The organism is Sphingomonas sp. CROZ-RG-20F-R02-07 (genome assembly GCF_022662335.1).
Classification (GTDB): Bacteria; Pseudomonadota; Alphaproteobacteria; order Sphingomonadales; family Sphingomonadaceae; genus Sphingomonas.
The window spans coordinates 161,445-184,082 of the sequence record NZ_JAKNQJ010000006.1; the positions used below are offsets into that span (position 1 = coordinate 161,445).

At 68.4% G+C, this 22,638-nt stretch carries 20 protein-coding genes; 1 reads left to right on the top strand and 19 read right to left on the bottom strand.

Annotated elements, in window-relative coordinates; genetic code table 11:
- Positions 1-37 precede the first annotated feature (37 nt).
- The 8 genes from L8H00_RS11375 to rpmI all read right to left on the bottom strand — a co-directional run bounded on the left by L8H00_RS11375 (position 38) and on the right by rpmI (position 8,937).
- Complete coding sequence (locus L8H00_RS11375; RefSeq protein ID WP_242097441.1) at positions 38-802, bottom strand: sulfite exporter TauE/SafE family protein; 765 nt, start codon at positions 800-802, stop codon at positions 38-40.
- A gap of 18 nt (positions 803-820) precedes the next feature.
- Positions 821-2,029, bottom strand: coding sequence for a 23S rRNA (adenine(2503)-C(2))-methyltransferase RlmN (gene rlmN / locus L8H00_RS11380; RefSeq protein ID WP_242097513.1), 1,209 nt, complete (start codon positions 2,027-2,029; stop codon positions 821-823).
- Positions 2,030-2,091: 62 nt separating this feature from the next.
- On the bottom strand, positions 2,092-3,657 hold the full coding sequence (locus tag L8H00_RS11385; protein WP_242097442.1) for a peptide chain release factor 3: 1,566 nt from the start codon (positions 3,655-3,657) through the stop codon (positions 2,092-2,094).
- Between the two features lie 101 nt (positions 3,658-3,758).
- A complete protein-coding gene (locus L8H00_RS11390; RefSeq protein ID WP_242097443.1) occupies positions 3,759-4,640 on the bottom strand; it encodes an aldose 1-epimerase family protein in 882 nt (293 codons plus the stop codon).
- The gene (gene pheT, locus L8H00_RS11395) at positions 4,633-7,059 is read right to left on the bottom strand and encodes a phenylalanine--tRNA ligase subunit beta (RefSeq protein WP_242097444.1); all 2,427 of its coding nucleotides are present in this window, start codon (positions 7,057-7,059) and stop codon (positions 4,633-4,635) included. The genes L8H00_RS11390 and pheT overlap by 8 nt, the downstream gene beginning before the upstream one ends.
- Entirely contained in the window at positions 7,056-8,234 is a 1,179-nt protein-coding gene (gene pheS, locus L8H00_RS11400) for a phenylalanine--tRNA ligase subunit alpha (protein ID WP_242097445.1), read from the bottom strand. Before pheS ends, pheT begins: the two co-directional genes overlap by 4 nt.
- Positions 8,235-8,323: 89 nt before the next feature.
- Complete coding sequence (rplT, locus tag L8H00_RS11405; protein ID WP_242097446.1) at positions 8,324-8,713, bottom strand: 50S ribosomal protein L20; 390 nt, start codon at positions 8,711-8,713, stop codon at positions 8,324-8,326.
- A gap of 20 nt (positions 8,714-8,733) precedes the next feature.
- Positions 8,734-8,937, bottom strand: a complete 204-nt coding sequence (rpmI, locus tag L8H00_RS11410; RefSeq protein ID WP_242097447.1) for a 50S ribosomal protein L35 — start codon at positions 8,935-8,937, stop codon at positions 8,734-8,736.
- A 167-nt stretch (positions 8,938-9,104) separates the two neighbouring features.
- On the opposite strand from rpmI, the gene L8H00_RS11415 reads away from it, so the two are divergent.
- The gene (locus tag L8H00_RS11415) at positions 9,105-11,195 is read left to right on the top strand and encodes an AsmA family protein (protein ID WP_242097448.1); all 2,091 of its coding nucleotides are present in this window, start codon (positions 9,105-9,107) and stop codon (positions 11,193-11,195) included.
- Positions 11,196-11,202: 7 nt separating this feature from the next.
- Here L8H00_RS11415 and L8H00_RS11420 read toward each other — a convergent pair whose 3' ends face one another.
- From L8H00_RS11420 to coxB, 11 genes are all read right to left on the bottom strand, one after another.
- Positions 11,203-12,072, bottom strand: a complete 870-nt coding sequence (locus L8H00_RS11420; RefSeq protein ID WP_242097449.1) for a class I SAM-dependent methyltransferase — start codon at positions 12,070-12,072, stop codon at positions 11,203-11,205.
- Complete coding sequence (gene thrC / locus L8H00_RS11425) at positions 12,069-13,463, bottom strand: threonine synthase (RefSeq protein ID WP_242097450.1); 1,395 nt, start codon at positions 13,461-13,463, stop codon at positions 12,069-12,071. Before thrC ends, L8H00_RS11420 begins: the two co-directional genes overlap by 4 nt.
- Positions 13,464-13,474: 11 nt before the next feature.
- A complete protein-coding gene (locus L8H00_RS11430) occupies positions 13,475-14,110 on the bottom strand; it encodes an SURF1 family cytochrome oxidase biogenesis protein (protein ID WP_242097451.1) in 636 nt (211 codons plus the stop codon).
- Entirely contained in the window at positions 14,107-14,496 is a 390-nt protein-coding gene (locus L8H00_RS11435) for a DUF983 domain-containing protein (protein ID WP_242097452.1), read from the bottom strand. The genes L8H00_RS11430 and L8H00_RS11435 overlap by 4 nt, the downstream gene beginning before the upstream one ends.
- On the bottom strand, positions 14,493-15,419 hold the full coding sequence (locus tag L8H00_RS11440) for a cytochrome c oxidase subunit 3 (protein WP_242097453.1): 927 nt from the start codon (positions 15,417-15,419) through the stop codon (positions 14,493-14,495). Before L8H00_RS11440 ends, L8H00_RS11435 begins: the two co-directional genes overlap by 4 nt.
- Before the next feature lie 31 nt (positions 15,420-15,450).
- A complete protein-coding gene (locus tag L8H00_RS11445) occupies positions 15,451-15,984 on the bottom strand; it encodes a cytochrome c oxidase assembly protein (RefSeq protein WP_242097454.1) in 534 nt (177 codons plus the stop codon).
- 10 nt (positions 15,985-15,994) lie between these two features.
- Positions 15,995-16,135 carry a hypothetical protein gene (locus L8H00_RS11450; protein ID WP_242097455.1) on the bottom strand — a complete coding sequence of 47 codons (141 nt, stop codon included), beginning with the start codon at positions 16,133-16,135 and terminating at the stop codon, positions 15,995-15,997.
- Complete coding sequence (locus tag L8H00_RS11455; RefSeq protein ID WP_242097456.1) at positions 16,132-17,031, bottom strand: heme o synthase; 900 nt, start codon at positions 17,029-17,031, stop codon at positions 16,132-16,134. The genes L8H00_RS11450 and L8H00_RS11455 overlap by 4 nt, the downstream gene beginning before the upstream one ends.
- A gap of 92 nt (positions 17,032-17,123) precedes the next feature.
- Positions 17,124-19,559 carry a TonB-dependent receptor gene (locus L8H00_RS11460; protein WP_242097457.1) on the bottom strand — a complete coding sequence of 812 codons (2,436 nt, stop codon included), beginning with the start codon at positions 19,557-19,559 and terminating at the stop codon, positions 17,124-17,126.
- A gap of 204 nt (positions 19,560-19,763) precedes the next feature.
- Positions 19,764-21,428, bottom strand: coding sequence for a cytochrome c oxidase subunit I (gene ctaD / locus L8H00_RS11465; RefSeq protein ID WP_242097458.1), 1,665 nt, complete (start codon positions 21,426-21,428; stop codon positions 19,764-19,766).
- A 4-nt stretch (positions 21,429-21,432) separates the two neighbouring features.
- Complete coding sequence (gene coxB / locus L8H00_RS11470) at positions 21,433-22,602, bottom strand: cytochrome c oxidase subunit II (RefSeq protein ID WP_242097514.1); 1,170 nt, start codon at positions 22,600-22,602, stop codon at positions 21,433-21,435.
- Positions 22,603-22,638 lie beyond the last annotated feature (36 nt).

Here is a 22,638-nt window from a genome sequence, read left to right on the forward strand (position 1 = left end):
CCGCGGGGAGCATGCCCGCGGCCCGGCCTCGTTTCCCTCAGAGCCCGTAGGCGCGGCGGAAGAAGACGATGGTCGTGGCGCCCGTCACGATCAGCGTCCACCAGCGGATCGCGCGCGGCGAGAGACGGCGGCCGAGATGCGCGCCCGCCCATCCGCCGACCACCGCCCCGACCAGCATCGGCAGGCACGCCGTCCAGCGCACCAGTCCGGTCGCCGCGAACACGATCGCCGCGGCGAAATTGGCCACCGCCAGCATCAGCGTGCGCGGCGCGAACAGCGCGCGCGGGGTGGCGTTGGCGAGCAGGCCGTAGATGGCGGTCGTCATCAGCCCCACGCCACCACCGAAATAGCCGCCATAGACGCCGAGCAGCGATTGCGCCGCGACGAGCGTGCGCGGCCCGAGCGTGACGCGCGCGTGAAGCCATGCCGACGCCCGGCCGCCGAACGCGATCACGAGAAACGCCATCAGCAACAGCCAGGGAATGATGACGTCGAACAGGCCGCTGGGCGTCGCGTAGAGAAGCACGCTGCCGATCAGCCCGCCAACGAAGGTGATGGCCGAGAGCAGTCGGATGGACACGCCGGCGACAGGCCCGAGTTCGTCGCGGAACGCCCAGGCGCTGGTGGCGGCGCCCGGCATCAGCGCCACGTTGCTGGTTGCGTTGGCGAACCGCGCATCGAGGCCCATGCCGAGCGTGAGCGCCGGGATCGTCGCGAACGTGCCGCCCCCCGCCAGCGCGTTCATCGCGCCGCCGATCAGCCCCGCGCCCGCCGCCAGCGCGATCGTGCCCGGATCAGCCATGGGGAGCGGCCGCGTGAATCAGGCCGGCACCGACTGTTCGGATTGCGCCTGCGCATCGCGCGCCGCGCGGCTGATCTTTTCGGAGGCGGTCTTCAACTGGCCGCACGCCGCATCGATGTCGCGCCCGCGCGGGGTGCGTACCGGTGCGGAGATGCCCGCCTCGAACACGATGTCCGAAAACCGCCGCACGCGCTCGGGCGTGGAGCATTGATAGGGCGCGCCGGGCCAGGGGTTGAAGGGGATCAGGTTCACCTTGGCCGGCAGCTTGTATTTGCGCAGCAGCCGGACGAGCTCGTGCGCATCGGCGTCGCTGTCGTTCTTGTCGCGCAGCATGACATATTCGAACGTGATTCGCCGGGCGTTGTTGGTGCCGGGGTAATCGGCGCACGCCTGGAGCAGCTCCTCGATGCCATATTTGCGGTTGAGCGGCACGATCTCGTCGCGCACTTCCTTCGTCACGGCATGCAGCGAGACGGCGAGGTTCACCCCGATTTCGGCACCCGCACGCGCCATCATCGGCACGACGCCGCTGGTGCTGAGCGTGATCCGCCGGCGCGACAGCGCGAGCCCGGCGCCGTCCATCACCAGCTTCAGCGCGTCGCGGACATTGTCGAAATTGTAGAGCGGCTCGCCCATGCCCATCATCACGATGTTGGTCAGCATCCGCCCCTCGGGATGGCTTGGCCATTCGCCCAGGCCGTCGCGGGCGAGCATCACCTGGCCGACGATCTCGGCCGCGGTCAGGTTGCGGACGAGGCGCATCGTGCCGGTGTGGCAGAAGGTGCAGTTGAGCGTGCAGCCCACCTGACTCGACACGCACAGCGTGCCGCGGTCCGCATCGGGGATGAAGACCATCTCGTAATCCTGCGCATCGTCCGAACGCAGCAGCCATTTGCGCGTGCCGTCGCTCGACACCTGCGCCTCCACCACCTGCGGGCGGCTGATGACGAAGCGCTGTTCGAGCCAGGGGTGCATCGCCTTGGCGATATCGGTCATCGCCGAGAATTGCGTCGCGCCCCGGTTGTAGATCCAGTGCCAGAGCTGCTTGGCGCGCAGCTTGGCCTGTTTGGGCTCGAGCTGCGACGTCTCGAGCGCCATGCGCAGATCGTCGAGCGACAGGCCGAGCAGGTCGATCCGCCCATCGGCACGCGGCACGAGGGCGCGCGGGACGGGCACGGGATCGATGTGCCCGGGGATGGGCATGAGGGCGGTGGCGGCGGGCATCATCGCCACATAGCGCGGAACGCAGGATTTTTCCACTGTGCCGGCCATGCCGGCGGAAGAGCGCGTCAGCGTTCCCGCGTGGCCGCGAAACGCACCTTGGGATAGCGGTCCGCCGCATAGCCGACGTCCCACGCGCTCTTGGCTAGGAACACCGGGTTGGCGTCGCGATCCTTCGCCATCGAAGACCGGTTGAGATCGGTGAAATTCTTGAGATCGGCCGGATCCTCCGCCGACACCCAGCGCGCGGTGTCGAACGGGGCGGGCTCCAAAGCGGCGGCCACCTTATATTCGGCGTCGAGCCGCGACAGCAGCACCTCGAGCTGCAACTGACCGACCACGCCGATGATCCAGTTCGAGCCGATTTCGGGATAGAAGACCTGGGTCACGCCCTCTTCGGCCATGTCGTCCAGCGCCTTGCGCAACTGCTTGGTCTTGGTGAAATCCTTCAGCACCACGCGGCGCAGGATCTCGGGCGCGAAATTGGGCAGGCCGGTGAAGCGCACCGCGGCGCGTTCGCTGAGCGTGTCGCCCACCCGCAGCGTGCCGTGATTGGGGATGCCGATGATGTCGCCCGGAAACGCCTCGTCCGCCAGCTCGCGATTCTGCGCGAAGAACAGGATCGGCGAATGCACCGCGATCGGCTTGCCGTGCCCGGTGGGGGTAAGCTTCATGCCGCGCTTGAAGATGCCCGAACACAGCCGCATGAACGCGATCCGGTCGCGGTGGTTGGGGTCCATATTGGCCTGCACCTTGAACACGAAGCCGGTCACCTCGGCCTCGTCGGGCGAGACGGGTGCGGGTTCGGCGGGCTGCGCGCGCGGCGGCGGCGCGAAGTCGGCGAGCGCCGCGATCAGCTCGGCCACGCCGAAATCCTTGAGCGCCGAGCCGAAATAGACCGGCGTCAGGTCGCCGCCGCGATAGGCCTCGGCATCGAAGGCGGAATAGGCGCCCTGCGCCAGCTCGGCCTCCTCGACCAGCTTTACGAGCCCGTCCGCGCTCAGCACATCGGCGAGCTTGGGATCGTCGAGCCCGTCGAACGCCAGCGGCGTGCCGAGAAATTCGCGGCTGCCGCCCTCGGGCCGGCTCAGCGTGTTGGCATAGAGGTCGTACACGCCCTCGAATTCGCCGCCCATGCCGACCGGCCAGCTCATCGGGCACACGTCGAGCTGCAGCATCTCGGCCACCTCGTCGAGCAGTTCGAAGCCGCTGCGGCCCTCGCGGTCCACCTTGTTGACGAAGGTGATGATCGGCACGTTGCGCAGGCGGCACACCTCGAACAGCTTGCGCGTCTGCGGCTCGATCCCCTTGGCCGCGTCGATCACCATCACCGCCGAATCGACCGCGGTCAGCGTGCGATAGGTGTCTTCGGAGAAATCCTCGTGCCCCGGCGTGTCGAGCAGGTTGAAGGTGATGCCCTGGCGTTCGAACGTCATCACCGACGAGGTGACCGAGATGCCGCGCTGCTGCTCGATCTTCATCCAGTCGCTCCGCGCCCGCCGCGTCTGGCCGCGGGCCTTCACCTCGCCCGCCAGATGGATCGCGCCGCCGAAATAGAGCAGCTTTTCGGTCAGCGTCGTCTTGCCGGCGTCGGGGTGCGAGATGATCGCGAAGGTGCGGCGGGGGGATGTCATCGTGATGTCCGGTCAGGAGGAGAACGAGCGGGAAAGTCCTGCCCCGCCTCGTTCCGAACGACGGCGCGCGACGCGAACGGGAAGGGGGGCGGCGCCGCGCGTCAGGGCACCAGCGTGACGCTCATGCCGATCCGCATCGTCTCGCCCGCCGCCACTTCGAACACGCCGGGCTTCGCGCGGAAATCGCCGGTGAAGCCCTCGGGATCGGCGATGCCGTGCCATGGCTCGACGCAGACGAAATGCGCGCCGGGCTTGGTCCACACGCCCAGCCGCGGCGTGTCGGGAAAGGCGATGTGGAGCGTGGGGCCATCGGCGGCGCCATAGACGACCGACTGCGATTCGATCGGATCCCACACCAGCGCGTCATGTTCGAACAGCGCATCGGCCAGGTGCAGCGTGCGGCCGTCGAGCGGCGAGGCGCGGGTCTCGGCCGCGATCAGCCCGTCGGGCGCGATCTCGCGCAGCCGGGCGGGCTCGTCGCGTTCGAACAGGATGCGGTGCGCGTCGCGCGCCCGGCCATAAGGCAGCGGCCAGGCGAAGGCGGGATGGAAGCCGAATTGCGCGGGCATCGGCGCGTCGCCGCGGTTGGTGATCGCCGCCGCCAGCGTGATCGTCGCGCCTTCGATCCGATAGGTGAGATCGAGCGCGAACGGGAACGGATAGTTGGCGCGTGTCTGCTCACTGTCGGTGAGGCGCAAGGTGACCGATGCGGCATCCTGCGACACCACGTCGAACAGCGAATGGCGTGCGAACCCGTGCTTGGGCATCGGATATTCGGTGCCGCCCAGCCGGATCACGCCGCCATTGGTGACGCCGATCGCGGGAAACAGGATCGGCGCATGGCCGGTCCAGAAGGCCGGGTCCGCATCGGTCATCAGCGCGCGGCCCTGCGCATCGCGCAGATGCGTCAGTTCGGCGCCATAGCTGTTGATCGCTGCCGACAATTCGGCGCTCGCGATTTCGATCATCTGCGGATCAGCCACGTAAGCTCGCTCCCAATTTGGCGGCGGCGGCGACCACCTTGTCCGCCACCGCCTTCAGTTCGGCCTCGGTAAAGCTCTTGTCGCCCGGTTGCAGGACGATCTCGATCCCGAGCGAGGTCTCGCCGTCGCGCGCGAACCGGTCAAACACGCGTGCGGCCACGATCGCGGCCTTGTCCGCGCCCTTCACCGCGCGCACCAGCGCGTCGGCGGCAAGGCCTTCGGGCACCAGGAACGCAAAATCGCGGCGGACGGGCTGGAGCGCGGGCGGCGCATAGGCGGGGCGCATGAAGCCCCCCGCTCCATCCTTGCCGCCACGCTTGGCCGGCAACGCGTCGAGATACAGTTCGACCGCCGCGACCGCGCCGTCGAGATCGAACGCCTTCAGCACGCGCGGGTGGAGCATGCCGAACGCGGCGAGCACGGTCTTCGGCCCTAGCCGCAGCGTGCCCGACTGGCCGGGATGCCACGCCGAATCGGCACCCGCCGCTTCGGGGCCCACCACCTGCAGATTGTCGACCGGCGCGCCCGCCGCGGCGAGCAGCGCGATCGCCTCTGCCTTGGCATCATAGGCGTCGAACGTCGCCTTGCCCTCGCGCCAGCCGCGCGCGCGGCGCTCGCCCGCCAGCACCACGCCCAGCGTCGGCCGCTCGGCATCCGCCAGATAGCGGCGGCCGATCTCGAACAGGCGCAGGCTCGTCGTGCCGCGCCTGGCGTTGCGCGCGGCGGCGGCGAGCAGGCCGGGCAGCAGCGACGGACGCATCACGCGCAGCTCTTCGCTGATCGGATTGGCCAGCCGCCACGTGCCGCCGCCGAACGGCGCGGCCTCGGCATCCGACACGAAGCTCCACGTCACCGCCTCGTTCAGCCCGCGCGCCGCGGCGGCGCGGCGCACGCGGCGCTCGACGCGCTGTTCGGGCGTGGCGGTCGGGCGCGCGACGCCGGGCGTGCGGGGCAGGGGGACGGAGGCGACCTTGGCGATCCCCTCGATCCGGATCACCTCCTCGACCAGATCGGCGGGCCCGTCGACGTCGCGGCGCCAGCTCGGCACGTTCACCGGCCAGGCGCCTTCGATCGTTGCGAACAGCGCGTCGCTGAACGCGTCCGCGCTTCGGATCGCGCCGACCGTGAAGCCGAGCGACAGCAGGATCCGCGCCTGCCGCTCCGGCGCGACATAGAGGCCACCCAGATCGGCGCAGAGCCGGGGATCATAGATAATGGTGCGCGGCGCGACGGGCGCCTCGCCCGAGCGGGTGATCGCGCTGGGCGTGCCGCCGCAGATCTCGAGCACCAGCCGGGTCGCGATCGACAGGCCGGTATCGAGAAAGGCGGGATCGACGCCGCGTTCGAAGCGGCTGCGCGCATCGCTCGTCAGCGTCAGCGCCTGTCCGGTGCGCGCGATATGGTCGGGATCGAAATAGGCGCATTCGATCAGCACGTCGGTCGTGTCGTGGCTGACGCCGGAATGCGCGCCGCCCATGATCCCGCCGATGTCGTGCACCTGCACGCCGTCCGCGATCACGGTCATCGCGGGGGTGAGCGTATAGGTGCGGCCGTTGAGGGCCTGGACCTGCTCGCCGGGCCGCGCCTTGCGCGCGACCAGGCCGCCCGACAGCTTCGCGCGGTCATAGACGTGGAGCGGCCGGCCGAGATCGATCATCACGTAATTGGTGATGTCGACCAGTGCGGAGATCGGCTTCTGTCCGATCGCGATGAGCCGGCGGCGCATCCATTCGGGCGATTCGCCATTGGTGACGCCGGCGACCGATTGGCCGAAAAAGGCGGGGCAGCCCGCCGGATCGTCAGTGCGCAGATCGGGCGCGGGGCCGTCGCCATCCACGGGGGGCAGCGACAGCGGCTTCAGCGTGCCGAGCCCCGCCGCCGCCAGATCGCGCGCGATGCCGCGCACGCCCATGCAATCCTGCCGGTTCGGCGTGATGCTCACGTCAATCACCGGATCGGTGAGGCCGGCATAATCGGGATAGGGCGTGCCGACGGGCGCATCGGCGGGCAGCTCGATGATCCCGTCATGGTCGTCGCCCAGCTCCAGCTCGCGCGTCGAACACATCATGCCGTTCGATTCGACGCCGCGGATGCTCGCCACCTTCAGCGTCACGTCGAGGCCGGGGACATAGGCGCCGGGCGCCCCGAACACCCCCACCAGCCCGGCGCGCGCATTGGGCGCGCCGCACACGACCTGGAGCGGCCCGTTTCCGGCGTCGACCGAGAGCACCTGCAGCTTGTCCGCCTGCGGGTGGCGTTCGGCGCTCAGCACGCGCGCGACCGTGAACGCCGCGAGCTTCTCGCCCGGATTCTCGACGCCCTCCACCTCGAGGCCGACACGGGTGAGCGCCTCGACGAGGGTGGCGAGATCGGCGTCGGTCTCGAGATGCGCCTTCAGCCAGCCGAGCGTGAACTTCATGCGCCTACTCCTCCGCTCAGCGTGGGCACGTCGAGCGACGAGAAACCATAATGTTTCAGCCAGCGGATATCGCCGTCGAAAAAGGCGCGCAGGTCGTCCATGCCGTATTTCAGCATTGCCAGCCGATCGATCCCGCAGCCAAAGGCGAAGCCCTGCCATTCCGCGGGATCGAGCCCGCAGGCGGCGATCACCCGGGGGTGCACCATGCCGCTGCCCAGCACCTCCATCCAGCCGCCGTCCGCCGCATCGCCGCTGCCGCCGATCACGCGCTTGCCCTTCACCAGCGTATAGCCGACATCGACCTCCGCCGAGGGTTCGGTGAAGGGGAAATAGCTCGGCCGCAGCCGCAGCACGATGTCGTCGCGCTCGAAATAGGCCTTCAGGAACGTCTCCAGCGTCCATTTCAGATGGCCGAGCGTGATCCCCTTGTCGATCACCAGCCCCTCCACCTGGTGGAACATCGGCGTGTGGGTGGCGTCGCTGTCGGAGCGATAGGTGCGGCCGGGCGCGATGATGCGGATGGGCGGCTTCTGGCTCAGCATCGTGCGGATCTGCACGGGCGAGGTGTGCGTCCGCAGCAGCATCCGCGCAGCGTCGCCAGACGCGAGCACGGCCGACGGCGAGCCAGGCTCGCCGTTCGACGACGGGCTTTGCCCGTCGCGCGCCGTGTCGTCAGCCGTTCCCGCCTGCGGCTCGCAATAAAAGGTGTCGTGCATCGCCCGCGCGGGGTGGCTCTCGGGGATGTTGAGCGCGGTGAAATTGTGCCAGTCGTCCTCGATCTCCGGGCCCGTCGCGACCGCGAAGCCCAGATCGGCGAAGATCTCCGCCAGCTCGTCCATCACCTGGCTGACCGGGTGCACCGTGCCCGCGGACGGCGCATCGACCGGCAGCGTCATGTCGAGCGTTTCGGCGGCGAGGCGTGCGTCGAGCGCGGCGGCCTCGAGCGCCGCCCTGCGTTCCGCGATCGCCGCGGTCACGGCCTCGCGCAGGCCGTTGATCGCCGGGCCCTGCACCTGCCGCTCCTCGGGCGCCATGCCGCCCAGCGTCTTCAGCAACTGGGTCACGCGGCCCTGCTTGCCGAGCGCCTCGACGCGCACCGCATCGAGTGCGTCGAGCCCGGGGGCGGCCTGCACGGCGGCGAGCATGTGCTCGCGCATCTGGTCGAGTTCGATCATGATTTCCTCGGGCGTTTGGTCGCCGATAACGAAAAGGGCGCGGATGGCCTAGCCACCCGCGCCCCGTTTCGCGTTCGCTGCGGATCGCCTCAGGCGGCCTGGGGCAGAGCCGCCGCTTCGACCTGGCTCAGCGCATGCTTCGCCTGCGCGATGATCGCCGAAAACGCGGCCTCCTCGTGCATCGCGATGTCGGCGAGCACCTTCCGGTCGAGTTCGACGCCGGCGAGCTTCAGCCCGTGCATGAACTGCGAATAGGTCAGGCCCTCGGCGCGGACGCCGGCGTTGATGCGCTGGATCCACAGGCCGCGGAACGTGCGCTTTTTGACCTTGCGGTCGCGATACGCATATTGGCCGGCCTTTTCGACGGCCTGGCGCGCGATGCGGATCGTGTTCTTGCGACGGCCATAATAGCCCTTCGCCTGTTCGAGAATCTTCTTGTGCTTGGCGCGGGTGGTTACACCCCGTTTGACGCGTGCCATGGTCTAAATCCTTCTAAAGCTCAGCGCAGGCCGTAAGGCGCCCAGGCCTTCACAGCGGCCGTGTCGGCCTTCGACAGCACCTTGGTGCCGCGGTTCTGGCGGATATACTTGCCGTTGTGGTGTGCCAGGCGGTGGCGCTTGCCGGCGACGCCGTGCTTGAGCAGGCCAGTGGCGGTGAGCTTGAAGCGTTTCTTGACGCCGCTCTTCGTCTTCAGCTTGGGCATTTTGGTCCTTTCGGTTGGACGACCATCCCCTGAAATCGCCGCGGCAGCCCACACTGGCCGGGCGATTCGTTCGACGGGGGTGCATCGAGGAAGCGGGCCGCATAGCCGCTGCCCCGGTGTAAATCAACCGTGCTGGAACCAGCCTGCGGCCCGTGCGATACGCAGGCATGACCGTACCGCGTAACGACATCGCCGATCCCGTGCCCGTGGCACCCCGCCGCCGCCGCTGGCGCCGCATCGGGTTGCGCATCCTGATCGGGATCGTCGCGCTGTTCGCCGCGATCTGGCTGGTGCTCTACATCACCAAGGGGCGGTTCCTGAAGCACAGCTTCGAGCGGATCGTCGGTTCGCTCACCCACCGCACCGTCACCGTACGCGGCGATTTCCAGCTCTATTTCGATCCCTTCGCGATCAAGTTCCTGGCCGAGGGCTTCTCGCTGTCCAACCCCGCCTGGGCGACGCGGCCCAACCTGTTCCAGGCGGATCGGCTCGACAGCCGCATCGCGCCGCTGTCGCTGATCTGGGGCAAGCGGCGGTTCCACTGGCTGACGCTGACGAACGGCGCGGTCGATCTGGAATGGAACGCCGCGCACGACCGCAACAGCTGGACGTTCAGCGAGGCCAAGGGCGGCAAGCCGCTCGAATTCCCGATCATCGGCCGCGCCACCGTCACCGGCACCACGGTGCGCTATCTCGATTCACGGCTGAAGGTGCTGGCCGATCTGTCGATCGACACGATCCGATCGCAGAACGCCACGATCGGCGATGCGGTGCACTTCACCGGCAAGGGGCTGGTGCGATCGACGCCGTTCACGCTGACGGGCGCGCTGCTCTCGCCCGACGCGACCGTCGCGCGCGGCAAGAACGAACTGCGCGCCGAAGCGCATCTGGCGCACAGCGTGGTGGATGTGAGCGGCACGCTACCGAGCATCGCCGAGATCGAGAACGTGCCGCTCGCGGTCCAGGCGCGGGGCCGCAACCTGAACGAGCTGCTCCATGTGATCGGCGTGGTGATCCCCGAGACGCGGACCTATCGGATCAAGGCGCAGCTCGTGCAATCGGGCGTCGAATATCGCTTCACCCACCTGACCGGCACGTTCGGCGACAGCGACATGGCCGGCAAGTTCACGATCCGCGACGTCGAGCCGCGCATCCATATCGACGCGACGCTGGCGACGAAGAGCCTCGACATCGTCGATCTGGCGCCGTTCATCGGCTACAACCCGGACGTGGTCGCCACCAAGGGCGCGGTCGCTGCCGCCGCGCAGACCGGCGCGGCACCCGCGCGCGTCCTGCCCGACGGCGCCCTGCCGGTGGACGCGATGAAGAATTTCGACGCCGATGTGCACTACACCGTGGGCGTCGTCCGATCGAAGAACGTGCCGGTTTCGAACATCGACATGACCGTCGCGCTGAAGAACAGCGAGCTGCAGCTTTCGCCGTTCAGCTTCGCCATGGCGCGCGGCAATGTCGCCGCCGATATCATGATCGATGCGCAGCGCCGCCCGGCGCATACCAGCTACGACATCCGTCTCGCGCCCACGCCGATGGGCCGGCTGCTCGGCGGCTTCGGCGTGGCGGAGGCGGGAACGACGGGCACGATCAAGGGCCGGATCCGGCTGGAGGGCGATGGCGACACGGTGCATGATTCGCTTTCGACCGCGAACGGCCGGATCGCCTTCACCATGCCGCAGGGCAGTTTCTGGACGCGCAACGTCCAGCTCGCCGAGCTCGACATCGGCACCTTCGTGCAGAAGATGTTCCAGGACAAATTGAAGCAGCCGGTCAAGATCAACTGCGGCGCGATCGCCTTCACCGTCCGCCACGGCACCGCGGCGGCGGACCCGATCCTGATCGATACCGAGAAGAACGTGATATTCGGCCGCGGCGGATTCAGCTTCGCCACCGAGAAGATGGATATGGCGTTTCGCGCGGACGGCAAGAAGTTCAGCCTGTTCTCGGGTCAATCGCCGATCGGGCTGGGCGGCTATTTCTCGAAGCCGTCGATCGACGTCGTCAGCCCCGAACTCGTCGGCCGCGCGGGCACCGCGATCGGGCTCGGGCTGCTGGCGACGCCGGTGGCGGCGGTGCTCGCCTTCGTTGATGTGGGCAACGCCAAGGCGGCGGCCTGCGGCCCGGTGCTCGCCGCCGCGCATGCCAGCGCGCAGCGGACGACCAAGGGCGGTCCGCTTCCCGACGCCGGCAACGGCACGCCGTCCAAGGCGATGCCGCGCAAGAAATTCCTGGGGATCTTCTGACCGCGCCTCAGCGGCGCCAGCGTGCCCAGATCGCGGTGGGCAGCGCCAGCCCGCGCGCCTCTTCGCGCACGCCCAGCTCGCCGCATTCGACCTGGCCCGGCATGTCCGCGAACGCCTGTCGCAGCATCTCGCCGATCGCGAGCGCGGACATCCGCACCGCATAGACGGTGAGAAACAGGAAGCGCGAGTCGGCATCGAGCAGCTGCCGGCAATCGGCGATCAGGCCGGGCAGATCTTCCTCCAGCCGCCACAATTCGCCGTCCGGGCCGCGGCCATATTTGGGCGGATCGAGCAGGATGCCGTCGTAACGCCGCCCGCGCCGCACCTCGCGCGCGGTGAACTTCACCGCGTCGTCCACCAGCCAGCGAATCGGTCTGTCGGCCATGCCCGACAGCACCGCGTTGGCGCGCGCGGCGGGCACCGATTTCTTCGACGCATCGACATGCACCATCTTCGCGCCCGCCGCGGCCAGCGCCAGCGTGCCGACGCCGGTATAGCCGAACAGGTTCAGGCATTCGGGCGCGTCCAGCCCCGCGAGCTGCCCGCGGGCCCAGCGCCACACCGGCGCCATGTCGGGGAAGAAGGCGAGATGGCGGAACGGCGTGGTCTGCGCGGTGAAGCGCACCTCGTCCCAACGCAGCGGCCATCCCTCCTGCGGAATGGGCTCGCGATAGTCCCACCGGCCGCCGCCATCCTCGTCTGCGCCAGGCAGAAATTCGGCGCTCGCCCGCCAATCGGCGCCGGCGGGTGCCCACAGCGCCTGCGGTTCGGGGCGGATGAAGCGGAAGCGGCCATAGCGTTCGAGCTTGCGGCCGCCGCCGGAGTCGACGAGCCCGTAATCCGCCCAGGGCTCGCCGATCAGCGTCTCGAGCGTCATGATTTGGGCGTGGCGTGCTCGGCCAGATAGCCGGCGATGGCCTCGAACGTCGCGGGCAGCGTGACGTAGCGTTCCTCGCGGTCGAACAGGTCGCCCACGCGCAGCGGCATCGGCGGGCGCTTGCCGGTCGCGCGCTCCACCGTGTCGGCGAATTTCGCGGGATGCGCGGTAGCCAGCGTGACCATCGGCGCGTCCACGCCCGCGCGGCGCGCGGCGGCCAGCCCGATCGCGGTGTGCGGATCGATGATCTGCCCTGCCTCGTCGCTGGCCCAGCGCATCGCCATCGTCATCTCGTCGAGATCGATCCGGTCGCTCGCGAACAGCGTCGCGGCGCCCTCGCGCTGCGCGTTGGTGAGCCGCATCGCGCCGCTCGAATCGAAGCCGTCCATCTGCCGCGCCAGCGCCGCGCCGTCGCGCCCGCCCAGATCGAACAACAGCCGCTCGAAATTGGAGCTGACCTGGATGTCCATCGACGGCGTCGGCGTCGCCTGGACGCCGGCCTTGGCATAATCGCCGACGCTCAGCGCGCGGTGGAGGATGTCGTTGACGTTGGTCGCCACCACCAGCCTGGCGATCGGCAACCCCATGCGCGCCGCGACATAGCCGGCGAACACGTCGCCGAAATTGCCGGTCGGCACCGAGAACGCCACCGCGCGCTCGGGCGCACCGAGCCGGACGGCGGCGTAGAAATAATAGACCACCTGCGCCATCAGCCGCGCCCAGTTGATCGAATTCACCGCGGACAGGCGGTAGCGTTCCGCCGTTTCGGCATGGTTGAACAGCGCCTTCACCAGCGCCTGCGCATCGTCGAAGCTGCCGTCGATCGCGATATTGTGGACGTTGGGCGCGAGCACCGTCGTCATCTGCCGGCGCTGCACCTCCGACACCCGGCCGGCGGGGTGGAGCATGAAGATGTCGATCCCGTTCCGCCCCGCCACCGCGTCGATCGCGGCGGATCCCGTGTCGCCGCTGGTCGCGCCGACGATCGTCAGCCGCTCGGTCGTCCCGGTCAGGAATCGTTCGAAGAACAGGCCGAGCAATTGCAGCGCCACGTCCTTGAACGCGAGCGTCGGCCCATGGAACAGTTCGAGCAGCCACTGGTCGTGATCGAGCTGGACGAGCGGGGTGACCGCGGCGTGGCTGAAGCGGCCATAGGCCTGTTCGCATAGCGCGCGCAGCTCGTCCGCGGTCATGCTGTCGCCGACGAACGGCGCCATCACCGTGACGGCGGTATCGACATAGGAGGCGCCGGCGAGCCCCGCGATCGTCGCGGGCGCGAGCGTCGGCCAGGTCTCGGGCAGATAGAGGCCGCCATCGGAGGCCAGGCCCGCGAGCGTGGCGTCGCGGAAATCGAGGACGGGCGCGTTCCCGCGGGTGCTGACGTAGCGCATGGCGCTGCGGGTTAGCGCTCAGGGGGCGGGGGCACAACCGCGCGCATCCGGCGGCGCACCGCGATCGCATAGATGATCGCCGCGATCGCCGCGAACAGGAACCACTGCACCGCATAGGCCAGATGGTTGTTGGGCACCGCGCTCAAGTCCGCGGGCGGATTGGGCTTGAGGCCCGGCGGCGGCGTGTCGGCCACGATCATCAGCGGCTGCGCCGTGCGATCGAGGCCGGACAGGACGAGCGGGCGGTGATCGGGCACATGGGTGATATAGCCCGACACGCGGCCGCCCGCCCAGTGCGGCCGCGCGTTCGGATCGCTGCCCACGCCCAGCTGCACGCTGAAGCCGGGGCCTTCCGCGCCCGTCCGGCACGCCGCGATCTGGCGCCAGCCCATGCTGCCGTCCGCCGCGCGCCCCGCCTGTTTCGACCAGCCGACGGGTTGCAGGCAAAAGGCGCTGGCGCGGCGGAACAGCACGCCATCGTCGGGGAAACGCGGCAGCGCGATCGCGGGCAGCGCCTGGTTCCGGGCATAAAGCGCGATCAGCGCCTCCTTCTCCGCCAGCCGGTGGAGTTGCCAGACCCCCAGCGCCACCATCGCGGCCACCGCGATCGCCACGACGATCGTGGGTACGATCGGCAGTCGCCTCACGGCCGGTCCCGGTCGATCCGGCCCTCGCGCGCGGCGTTCTGGTACTCGGCGGCCATCAGCGCGCCCTTGGCGAGTCGGAGCATCGCCACGACGGCGGCGAGCGCGAAGGCGGGCCAGATCAGCACATGGACCCACCAGGGCGGCGACAGCGCCAGTTGCAGCCACACCGCGAGCCCGACCACGAGGGTGCCGAGGATCAGCGTGAGGAAGGCGGCGGGCCCGTCACCCACGTTGAACTGCGCGAAATCGAGCCCGCAGGCGGTGCAGCGATTCGCGAACTTGATCCAGCCGGTGAACAGCGTCGGCTTGCCGCAGCGCGGGCACAGGCCCTTCAGCCCCGCCTGGAGGATGCTCGGCGAAAGCGGCGGCGGGGCGGGCTCGCTCACCCCGTCGCGACGGGTGCGCCCCAGCCGCCCCAGACATAGATGGTGACGAACAGGAACAGCCACACCACGTCGACGAAATGCCAGTACCAGGCGGCCGCCTCGAAGCCGAAATGCTGGCGCGGGGTGAAATCGCCGCGATAGGCGCGCACCAGGCAGACGATCAGGAAGATCGTGCCGATCATCACGTGGAAGCCGTGAAAGCCCGTCGCCATGAAGAAGGACGCGCCATAGTTCAGGCCCTTGAACGGGAAGGGCGCATCCGAATATTCATAGGCCTGGATGGAGCTGAAGAGCAGCCCCAGCAGGATCGTGCACCACAGCCCCTTCAGCACGCCGTCGCGGTTGCCGACGCCGATCAGGCCCCAGAGTCCCGTCTTCTCGCCGCCGCGCTGCCCGTGGATCAGCGCGTGGTGCGCCCAAGTGACGGTGGTGCCCGACAGCAGCAGGATCAGCGTGTTGAGCAGCGGGAAGCGGAAGGGGTTGATGACCTCCAGCCCCTTGGGCGGCCATTGCGCGACGATCGCGGCGGCGCCCTCGGTCGCGCGCGTCACCTGGCCGTCGGCAAAGGTCATCGCGGTCGGGAACAGCGAGAAATCGAAGAACGCCCAGAACCAGCCGACGAAGAACATCACCTCGGAGGCGATGAACAGGATCATGCCATAGCGGAAATGAAGCTGGACGACGGGGGTGTGATCGCCGGCATGCGCCTCGTGCACCACCTGCGCCCACCAGGAGTACATGGTGAAGAGCACGCCGCCCAACCCCAGGAAGAACAGCCACCCGCTGCCATTGGGATGGCCCACATGGCCGGTGTGCATCCAGGCGATCCCGCCCGCCGCCATCAGCAGCGCCGACATCGAGCCGAACAGCGGCCAGATGCTGGGGGGCAGGATGTGGTAATCATGGTTCTTCGCGCCGGCCATCTCGCTTCCCCGTTTCTGTTCTGCCGTGATCCTAGCCCGCCGCCTTGCCCGAATCCACCGGGTAAAACGTGTAGCTCAAGGTGATGGTCTGCACGTCGGCGGCATCGGGATCCTTCAGGATCGCGGGGTCGACGTAGAAGATCACCGGCATCCGCGCGGTCTCGCCGGGCTTCAGCGTCTGCTGGGTGAAGCAGAAACACTGGATCTTCTTGAAATATTTGCCCACCGCATCGGGCTGGACGTTGAACGTCGCCGTGCCCGTCACGGGCGTCTTCGCGTTGTTGGTGGCCAGGAAGAACGCCATGTCGCGCGCGCCCACGTCCACCGTGTCGGACCGTGCCTCGGGCCGGAAGTTCCACGCCAGTTTCGGGGCAACATTGGTGTCGAACGCGATCGTGATCTGGCGGTTCACCGCGCCCGGCGCCTGAAGGCCGCGGCCGGTGGTGCCGTTCAGGCCGGTCGCCTGGCAGAACAGGCGGTAGAGCGGCACGCTGGCCCAGGCGAGCCCGGTCATGAAACAGATGCCGATCACCGCGAACATCGCGGTCCGCTGCGGGCGGGTCATGCCGCGGCGCTCATGTCATCGCGATCCGGATCTTGGCCAGCGTGATCGCGAAGATCAGGATGACGAGCGCGCCCAGGATCAGCGCCAGCGCGATCGACCGGCCGCGCTGGCGGCGGCGGATCAGATCCTGGAGATCGGGATCGGGCGTCATGCCAGCCACCGGTCCGCGATCAGCGCGCCGAAGATCACGAAAAGATAGAGGATCGAATAGCGGAACAAGCGTTTCTCCGGGATCATCGCATCGTCGGTGCCGGTGGTGCGCACCGCGACGGCATAAGCCAGCCAGCCGAACCACGCCGTCGTGGCGAGCGCCACCGCGCCGTAGAGATCGCCCGCCAGCCCCAGCGGCCAGGGCAGCAGCGCCGCCGCCGCCATGGGGATGGTGTAGAGCCCGATCTGGGTGCGCGTGACGCGCTCGCCCGCCACCACGGGCAGCATCGGCACGCCGGCATTGGCGTAATCGGTCTCGACGAACAGCGCGAGCGACCAGAAATGCGGCGGCGTCCACAGGAACACGAGCGCGAAGAGCAGCAGCGGCAGCAACGCCACCTCGCCCGTCGCCGCGGCCCAGCCGATCAGCGGCGGAAATGCGCCGGCCGCGCCGCCGATCACGATGTTCTGCGGCGTCCGCCGTTTCAGCCACACCGTATAGACCAGCACGTAGAACAGGATGGAGAGCGTCAGGATCGCCGCCGCCGCCACGTTCACCGCCAGCCCCATCAGTATGACCGAAAAGGCGCCCAGCCCCACGCCGAAATGCAGCGCCGACTGCCGATCCATCCGCCCGCCCGGCAGCGGCCGCTTCTGCGTGCGGCGCATCGCCGCGTCCAGATCGGCCTCATACCATTGGTTGAGCGCCCCCGCCGCACCCGCGCCGAGCGCGATGCAGAGGATCGCGGTAAAGCCCAGCACCGGATCGACGTGCACCGGCGCCGCCAGCATGCCGCACAGGCCGGTGAACACCACCAACGTCATCACGCGCGGCTTGGTCAGCGCGAGGAAGTCGCGCCAGTCGGCAGGGGGAAGGAGCGGCGCCGCGATGGTCATTCTCGCCCCACTATACGCCGCCGTCGGGCAGGGGGGAAGCGGTTGCGCATCGGGCCATGCCGATGACGGCACGCCGATGCGCGATGCCGCCCTTACCAGTTCACGCCGACTCGGGCGTAGAGATAGCGGCCGTTGAAACCGAACGGCGAATAATAGGGGAAGCCGACCACGCCCGTGCTGTTGTTGGCGGCGATGGTGCGATCGGGATAGACGTCGAACAGGTTGCTGACGCCGAGCCCGATCTGGCCGCCCTTGAACGCGCCATAGCGCAGTTCGAGATCGGTGATCGCATGGCGGCCCGTATGGATATCGGCGGCGGGCGTGGTGCCCGGCTGATTCACGTCGCCATAATAGGTGACGCGGGCGAGCGCGCCGACCCGGTCGAGCGACCAGTCGACCGTGCCCGTCACCTTCTCCTCGGGCGTGCCGTCCTCGAGCGTGAGGATGCGGCTGCGCGCGAAGAGCACCGGCGCCGGGTTCAGCGTGGCAGTGGAGGTGGGCACGCGCGTCACCTTCAGATCGTTGACGTTACCCGCCACGGTGAAGTCGAACGCGCCCGCAGCCGTAGTCCGCCAGCGATAATGACCGACGACGTCGATGCCCTTGGTGGTGGAGGCCAGGCCGTTGATGAAGAACCGCGCCGCGGTCGCGCCGGTGTTGGTCGAGGCGAGCAGCGCGGCGATCTGCGCGTTCACCGCGGCGGTCTGGCTGGTCGAGGTGGTAATGTTCTCCGACAGGCCGATCTGGTCGCGGATATGGATGCGATAGGCGTCGATCGTCAGGTCGAAGCCGCCCGCGCGGATCACTGCGCCCGCCGACAGATTGGTCGAACGCTCCGGCCGCAGCGGCAGGCCGCCCAGCGCCTTTCCGACCGCGCTGGTCGAGGGGAAGGTGCCGGTCTGGATCGGGTTGCCGTTCTGGATGACGGTGGCCACCTGGGTGAAATATTGCTGCTGGAGCGCGGGTGCGCGAAAGCCCGTGGATGCCGTGCCGCGCAGCGCGAACCAGGGTGCGAAATCATAGCGCAGCGACAGCTTGCCCGTGCCCGTCGCGCCGAAATCGGAATAATCCTCGCCGCGCCCCGCCAGCCCGACGAGCAGCTTGTCCGTCACTTGCGCTTCGAGATCGAGATAGATGCTGCCGCTGCGCCGGCTGCGTTCGATGGCGTTGTCCGGCGAAAAGCCACCGAACCCCTGCGCCCCCTGCGACGCCCCGGCGACCGCGCCGGTGGCGGGCGTGCCATAGGAGGCGCGCTCGCCCGGCGTGATCTTGAAGCCTTCGCGCCGGCCCTCGATCCCGAAGGCGACGTTCAGCGACTGGAACACGTCGAACTTGCGCGTCGCGTCGAGCCCGGCGACATATTGATCGTAGATCAGCGCGCCGTCGTCGAAGCTGTGCGGGGTCGCGGCGCCATAGGCATAGTTGGCCGAATTGAGCGTGCGGAAATTGACCCGGTTGCGGCCATAGCTGACGTTGAGATCCAGATCGAACCCGGCGAGCGTGCTGCGCAGGCCGAGCGCGGAATTGAGATCCTGCGACTTGGTGTCGATGATCGGCAGGAAGCCGTTGGGATAGCCCGCGAGCGCCGTCGTCGTCGCGCTGGCGAGCCGCGGAAAGGCCGCGCCGCGCGTGTCGCGATCCTGATAGCCGACCCAGCCATAGACGCTCAGATTGTCGGTGAGCGAGGTGCCCGCGTTGACGAAGCCGGTATATTGCCGAACCTCGGGATCGCCGAAGCGGCCGGTGACGCGCGACGGGGTGACGCGCGGATCGAAATCGGCGCGGTTGGTCGGCTGGCGGTCGAGATACTCGCCCGACACCGTGACATAGCCATCGCTGCCGAAGCCGATCCCCTGCCAGGCCGAGGCGGTGACGGCGGGTTCGCCCTTCGTGCTGCGCGATCCGCGCGCGGTGTCGATATCGGTGTCGTAAAAGCCATAGGTCACCTGCGCGCCGCCGCCCGATCGCGCCTGGCGCAGCCGCAGGTTGACGACGCCGGCGATCGCGTCCGAGCCATATTGCGCCGACGCGCCGTCGCGCAGCACCTCGATCCGGTCGAGCGCGACCGTCGGGATGGTGTTGAGATCGACCGCCGCCGATCCGCGGCCGACCGAGCCGTTGGTGTTGAGCAGCGCCGAGGTGTGCCCGCGCACGCCGTTGATGAGCACCAAGGTCTGGTCGGGTGACAGGCCGCGCAGCGTGGCGGGGCGGATCGCGTCGGTGCCGTCGGTGGCCGAGGGACGCGGGAAATCGATCGAGGGCGCGACCGCGGACAGCGCTGCGCCCAGTTCGGTGGTGCCCTGGCGCTGGAGGCTCGCGCCGCTCAGCACGTCGATCGGCGAGGCGCTGTCGAGCCGGGTGCGGCCCTGAACGCGCGTGCCGGTGACGACGATGTCGTTGCTCTCGGCTTCCGGGCTGGCCGCTCCTGCGACGGGCGCGGCTTCGGCGGGCTGCGCCGGCTCGGCCTGCGGCACGGTCTGGGACAGGAGCGCGGCGGCCAGCGCCGCTGCGTTGGGGAGGAGAATCATGGTTGCGCCCTTTGGTGGCCCGCACGGTTGGGCCCGGCGTGGCGATGGGGCGAACTAGCATCCTGCGGTCATGCTGCGGTGCAAGATTTTCTTTGCGGCGGCGGCGGTGGGCATTGTCGTCGCGGTAAAGTGATCGCGGTGAAACAAAAACGCCCCGGCGCGAACCGGGGCGTATTCTGTCGGTCGACCGGATGGCCCGGTGCGTTACTGGATCCGCGGCAGCGTTTCGAACTGGTGATAGGGCGGGGGAGACGAGAGCGTCCATTCGAGCGTAGTGGCGCCGTCGCCCCAGGGATTGTCGCCCGCCTTCTTGCCCGCGATCAGCGACCAGATCAGGTTGACGAAGAACACGCCCATGCCGGCGGCCATGATCATATAGCCCACGCTGGCGACCCAGTTCCAATGCGCGAACGCGTCGGGATAATCGGGGTAGCGACGCGGCATGCCCTGCAGGCCCAGGAAGTGCATCGGGAAGAACATCACGTTCACGCCCACGAAGAACACCCAGAAGTGAAGCTGGCCGAGAAACTCGTTGTACATCTTGCCCGACATCTTCGGGAACCAGTAATAGAAGCCCGCGAACAGCGAGAACACCGCGCCGAGGCTGAGCACGTAATGGAAGTGCGCGACGACGTAATAGGTGTCCTGCATGTAATCGTCGATGCCGCCATTGGCGAGCACCACGCCGGTGACGCCACCCACCGTGAACATGAAGATGAAGCCGATCGCCCACACCATCGGCGTCTTGAAGGTGAGCGACCCACCCCACATCGTCGCGATCCACGAGAAGATCTTGATGCCGGTCGGCACCGCGATCACCATCGTGGCGGCGGTGAAATACATCTTGGTGTTCACGCTGAGGCCGGTGGTGAACATGTGGTGCGCCCACACCACGAAGCCGACCACGCCGATCGCGACCATGGCATAGGCCATGCCGAGATAGCCGAAGACGGGCTTGCGGCTGAAGGTGGAGATGATCTGGCTGACGATGCCGAAGCCCGGCAGGATCATGATGTACACTTCGGGATGGCCGAAGAACCAGAACAGATGCTGGTAGAGGATCGGATCGCCGCCGCCCGCCGGATCGAAGAAGGTGGTGCCGAAATTGCGGTCGGTGAGCAGCATCGTGATCGCGGCCGCCAGCACGGGAAGTGCGAGCAGCAGCAGGAAGGCGGTGACCAGCACCGACCAGACGAACAGCGGCATCTTGTGCAGCGTCATGCCCGGCGCGCGCATGTTGAAGATGGTGGTGATGAAGTTGATCGCGCCGAGGATCGAGGATGCGCCCGCCAGATGGAGCGCCAGGATCGCCATGTCGGTCGACGGCCCGGGCTCGCCATAGGTGGACAGCGGCGCATAGAGCGTCCAGCCATTGCCCGCGCCGCCGAAGAAGGGCGAGGCGAGCAGCAGCGTGAAGGCCGGAATCAGCAGCCAGAAGGACACGTTGTTCATCCGCGGGAACGCCATGTCGGGCGCGCCGATCATGATCGGCACGAACCAGTTGCCGAAGCCGCCGATCATCGCCGGCATCACCATGAAGAACACCATGATGAGCCCGTGCGCGGTGATGAGCACGTTCCAGAGATGGAGCGATTCGTCGAGGCTGGCCTGGCCGCCGTGGAGCAGCGAGGCCCAGCCCTGGAGATACTGGATCCCGGGATGCGCCAGTTCGGCGCGCATCAGCCCCGAGATCGACCCGCCGATGATCCCCGCGACGATCGCGAAGATCAGATAGAGCGTGCCGATGTCCTTGTGGTTGGTCGACATGAACCAGCGGGCGAAGAAGCCCGGCTTGTGATCCGCATCATGGTGATGCTCGTGTGCGGTGTGGCCGACGAAGGCCGACGGGTGAAGCGCGGTGTCGGTCATGGTCTCAGTGTCCGGCGTTGCCGGCGCCGGCCGGATTGCCGGTCGCGCCTTGGGTGATGACGGGGGCGGCGACCGTGGCGTTCTCGGCCGGCCCCGCGGCGTTGGCGGTGGTCGCGGCTTCGGTCGCCTTGGCGGCGGAGGCATCGGCACCGGGCTGCGGGATCAGCGCGTTGGAGGCCTTGCCCGGCGTCGGCATCGTGCCGCCCTTGGCGCGGACCCAGCGGGCGAACTCGGCGGGCGACACCGCCTCCACCGCGATCGGCATGAACGCGTGGCGCGCGCCGCACAATTCCGAACATTGCCCGAAATAGAGGCCGGGCTTCTCGATCGTGAAGCTCGTCTCGTTCAGGCGGCCCGGCACCGCGTCCAGCTTGATCCAGAAGGCGGGCACCGCCCAGCTGTGGATCACGTCGGCCGAGGTGGTGATGAGGCGGATCGGCACGCCGACCGGCAGCACCACGCGGTTGTCCGCCGCCAGCAGGCGGGGCCCGTCGGCATCGGTGCGCGCGCGCTCGCCTTTGCCGACCTGATCCTTTTCCTTCAGCATGTTGGCGGTGATCTCGAAGCCGCCCTCGTCGGGATAGCTATAGGTCCAATACCATTGGTTGCCCGTCGCCTTCAGCGTCACCGCGCCCGACGGGGCGGGGCGATATTGCGCCTGGAGCAGCCCGATCGACGGAACCGCGATGCCCGCCAGGATCAGCACCGGGATCAGCGTCCAGGCGATCTCGAGCACGGTGTTGTGCGAGGTGCGCGTGGGGTTGGGATGCGCAGCCCGGCGGAAGCGGACGGCGACGATGCCGAGCAGCAGCAGCACGAAGAGCGAGATGATTGTGATGACGGGGACGAGCAGGCGATCGTGCATCTGATGCGCGAAGCGGCCATTGGCGGTGACCTGGGGCTGAAGCCCGAACACGCCGTTGGTGGGCTGGCCGATGCTCGGCTTGACCGTCATCGCCGGCGCGCCGTCCATCGCGAGTTCGGGGCTGTTCGGCGCCGCCGTGGCGGGCGCGGCGGCGGTGGTGGGGGCGGTGTTGCTGGTGTGCGGCACGCCCGAAACGCCTTGCGGGGCCGATACGGTCTGCGGCGCGGCGGCGAGCGCCAGGCCGGAGGATCCCAGCCCGGCCAGTGCCAGCCCGGCGGCGATCGCGATACCCTTGCCCAGCGTGCGCATGCGTTTCGTCACCCCGATTTGCCCTCTCGCGGTGCA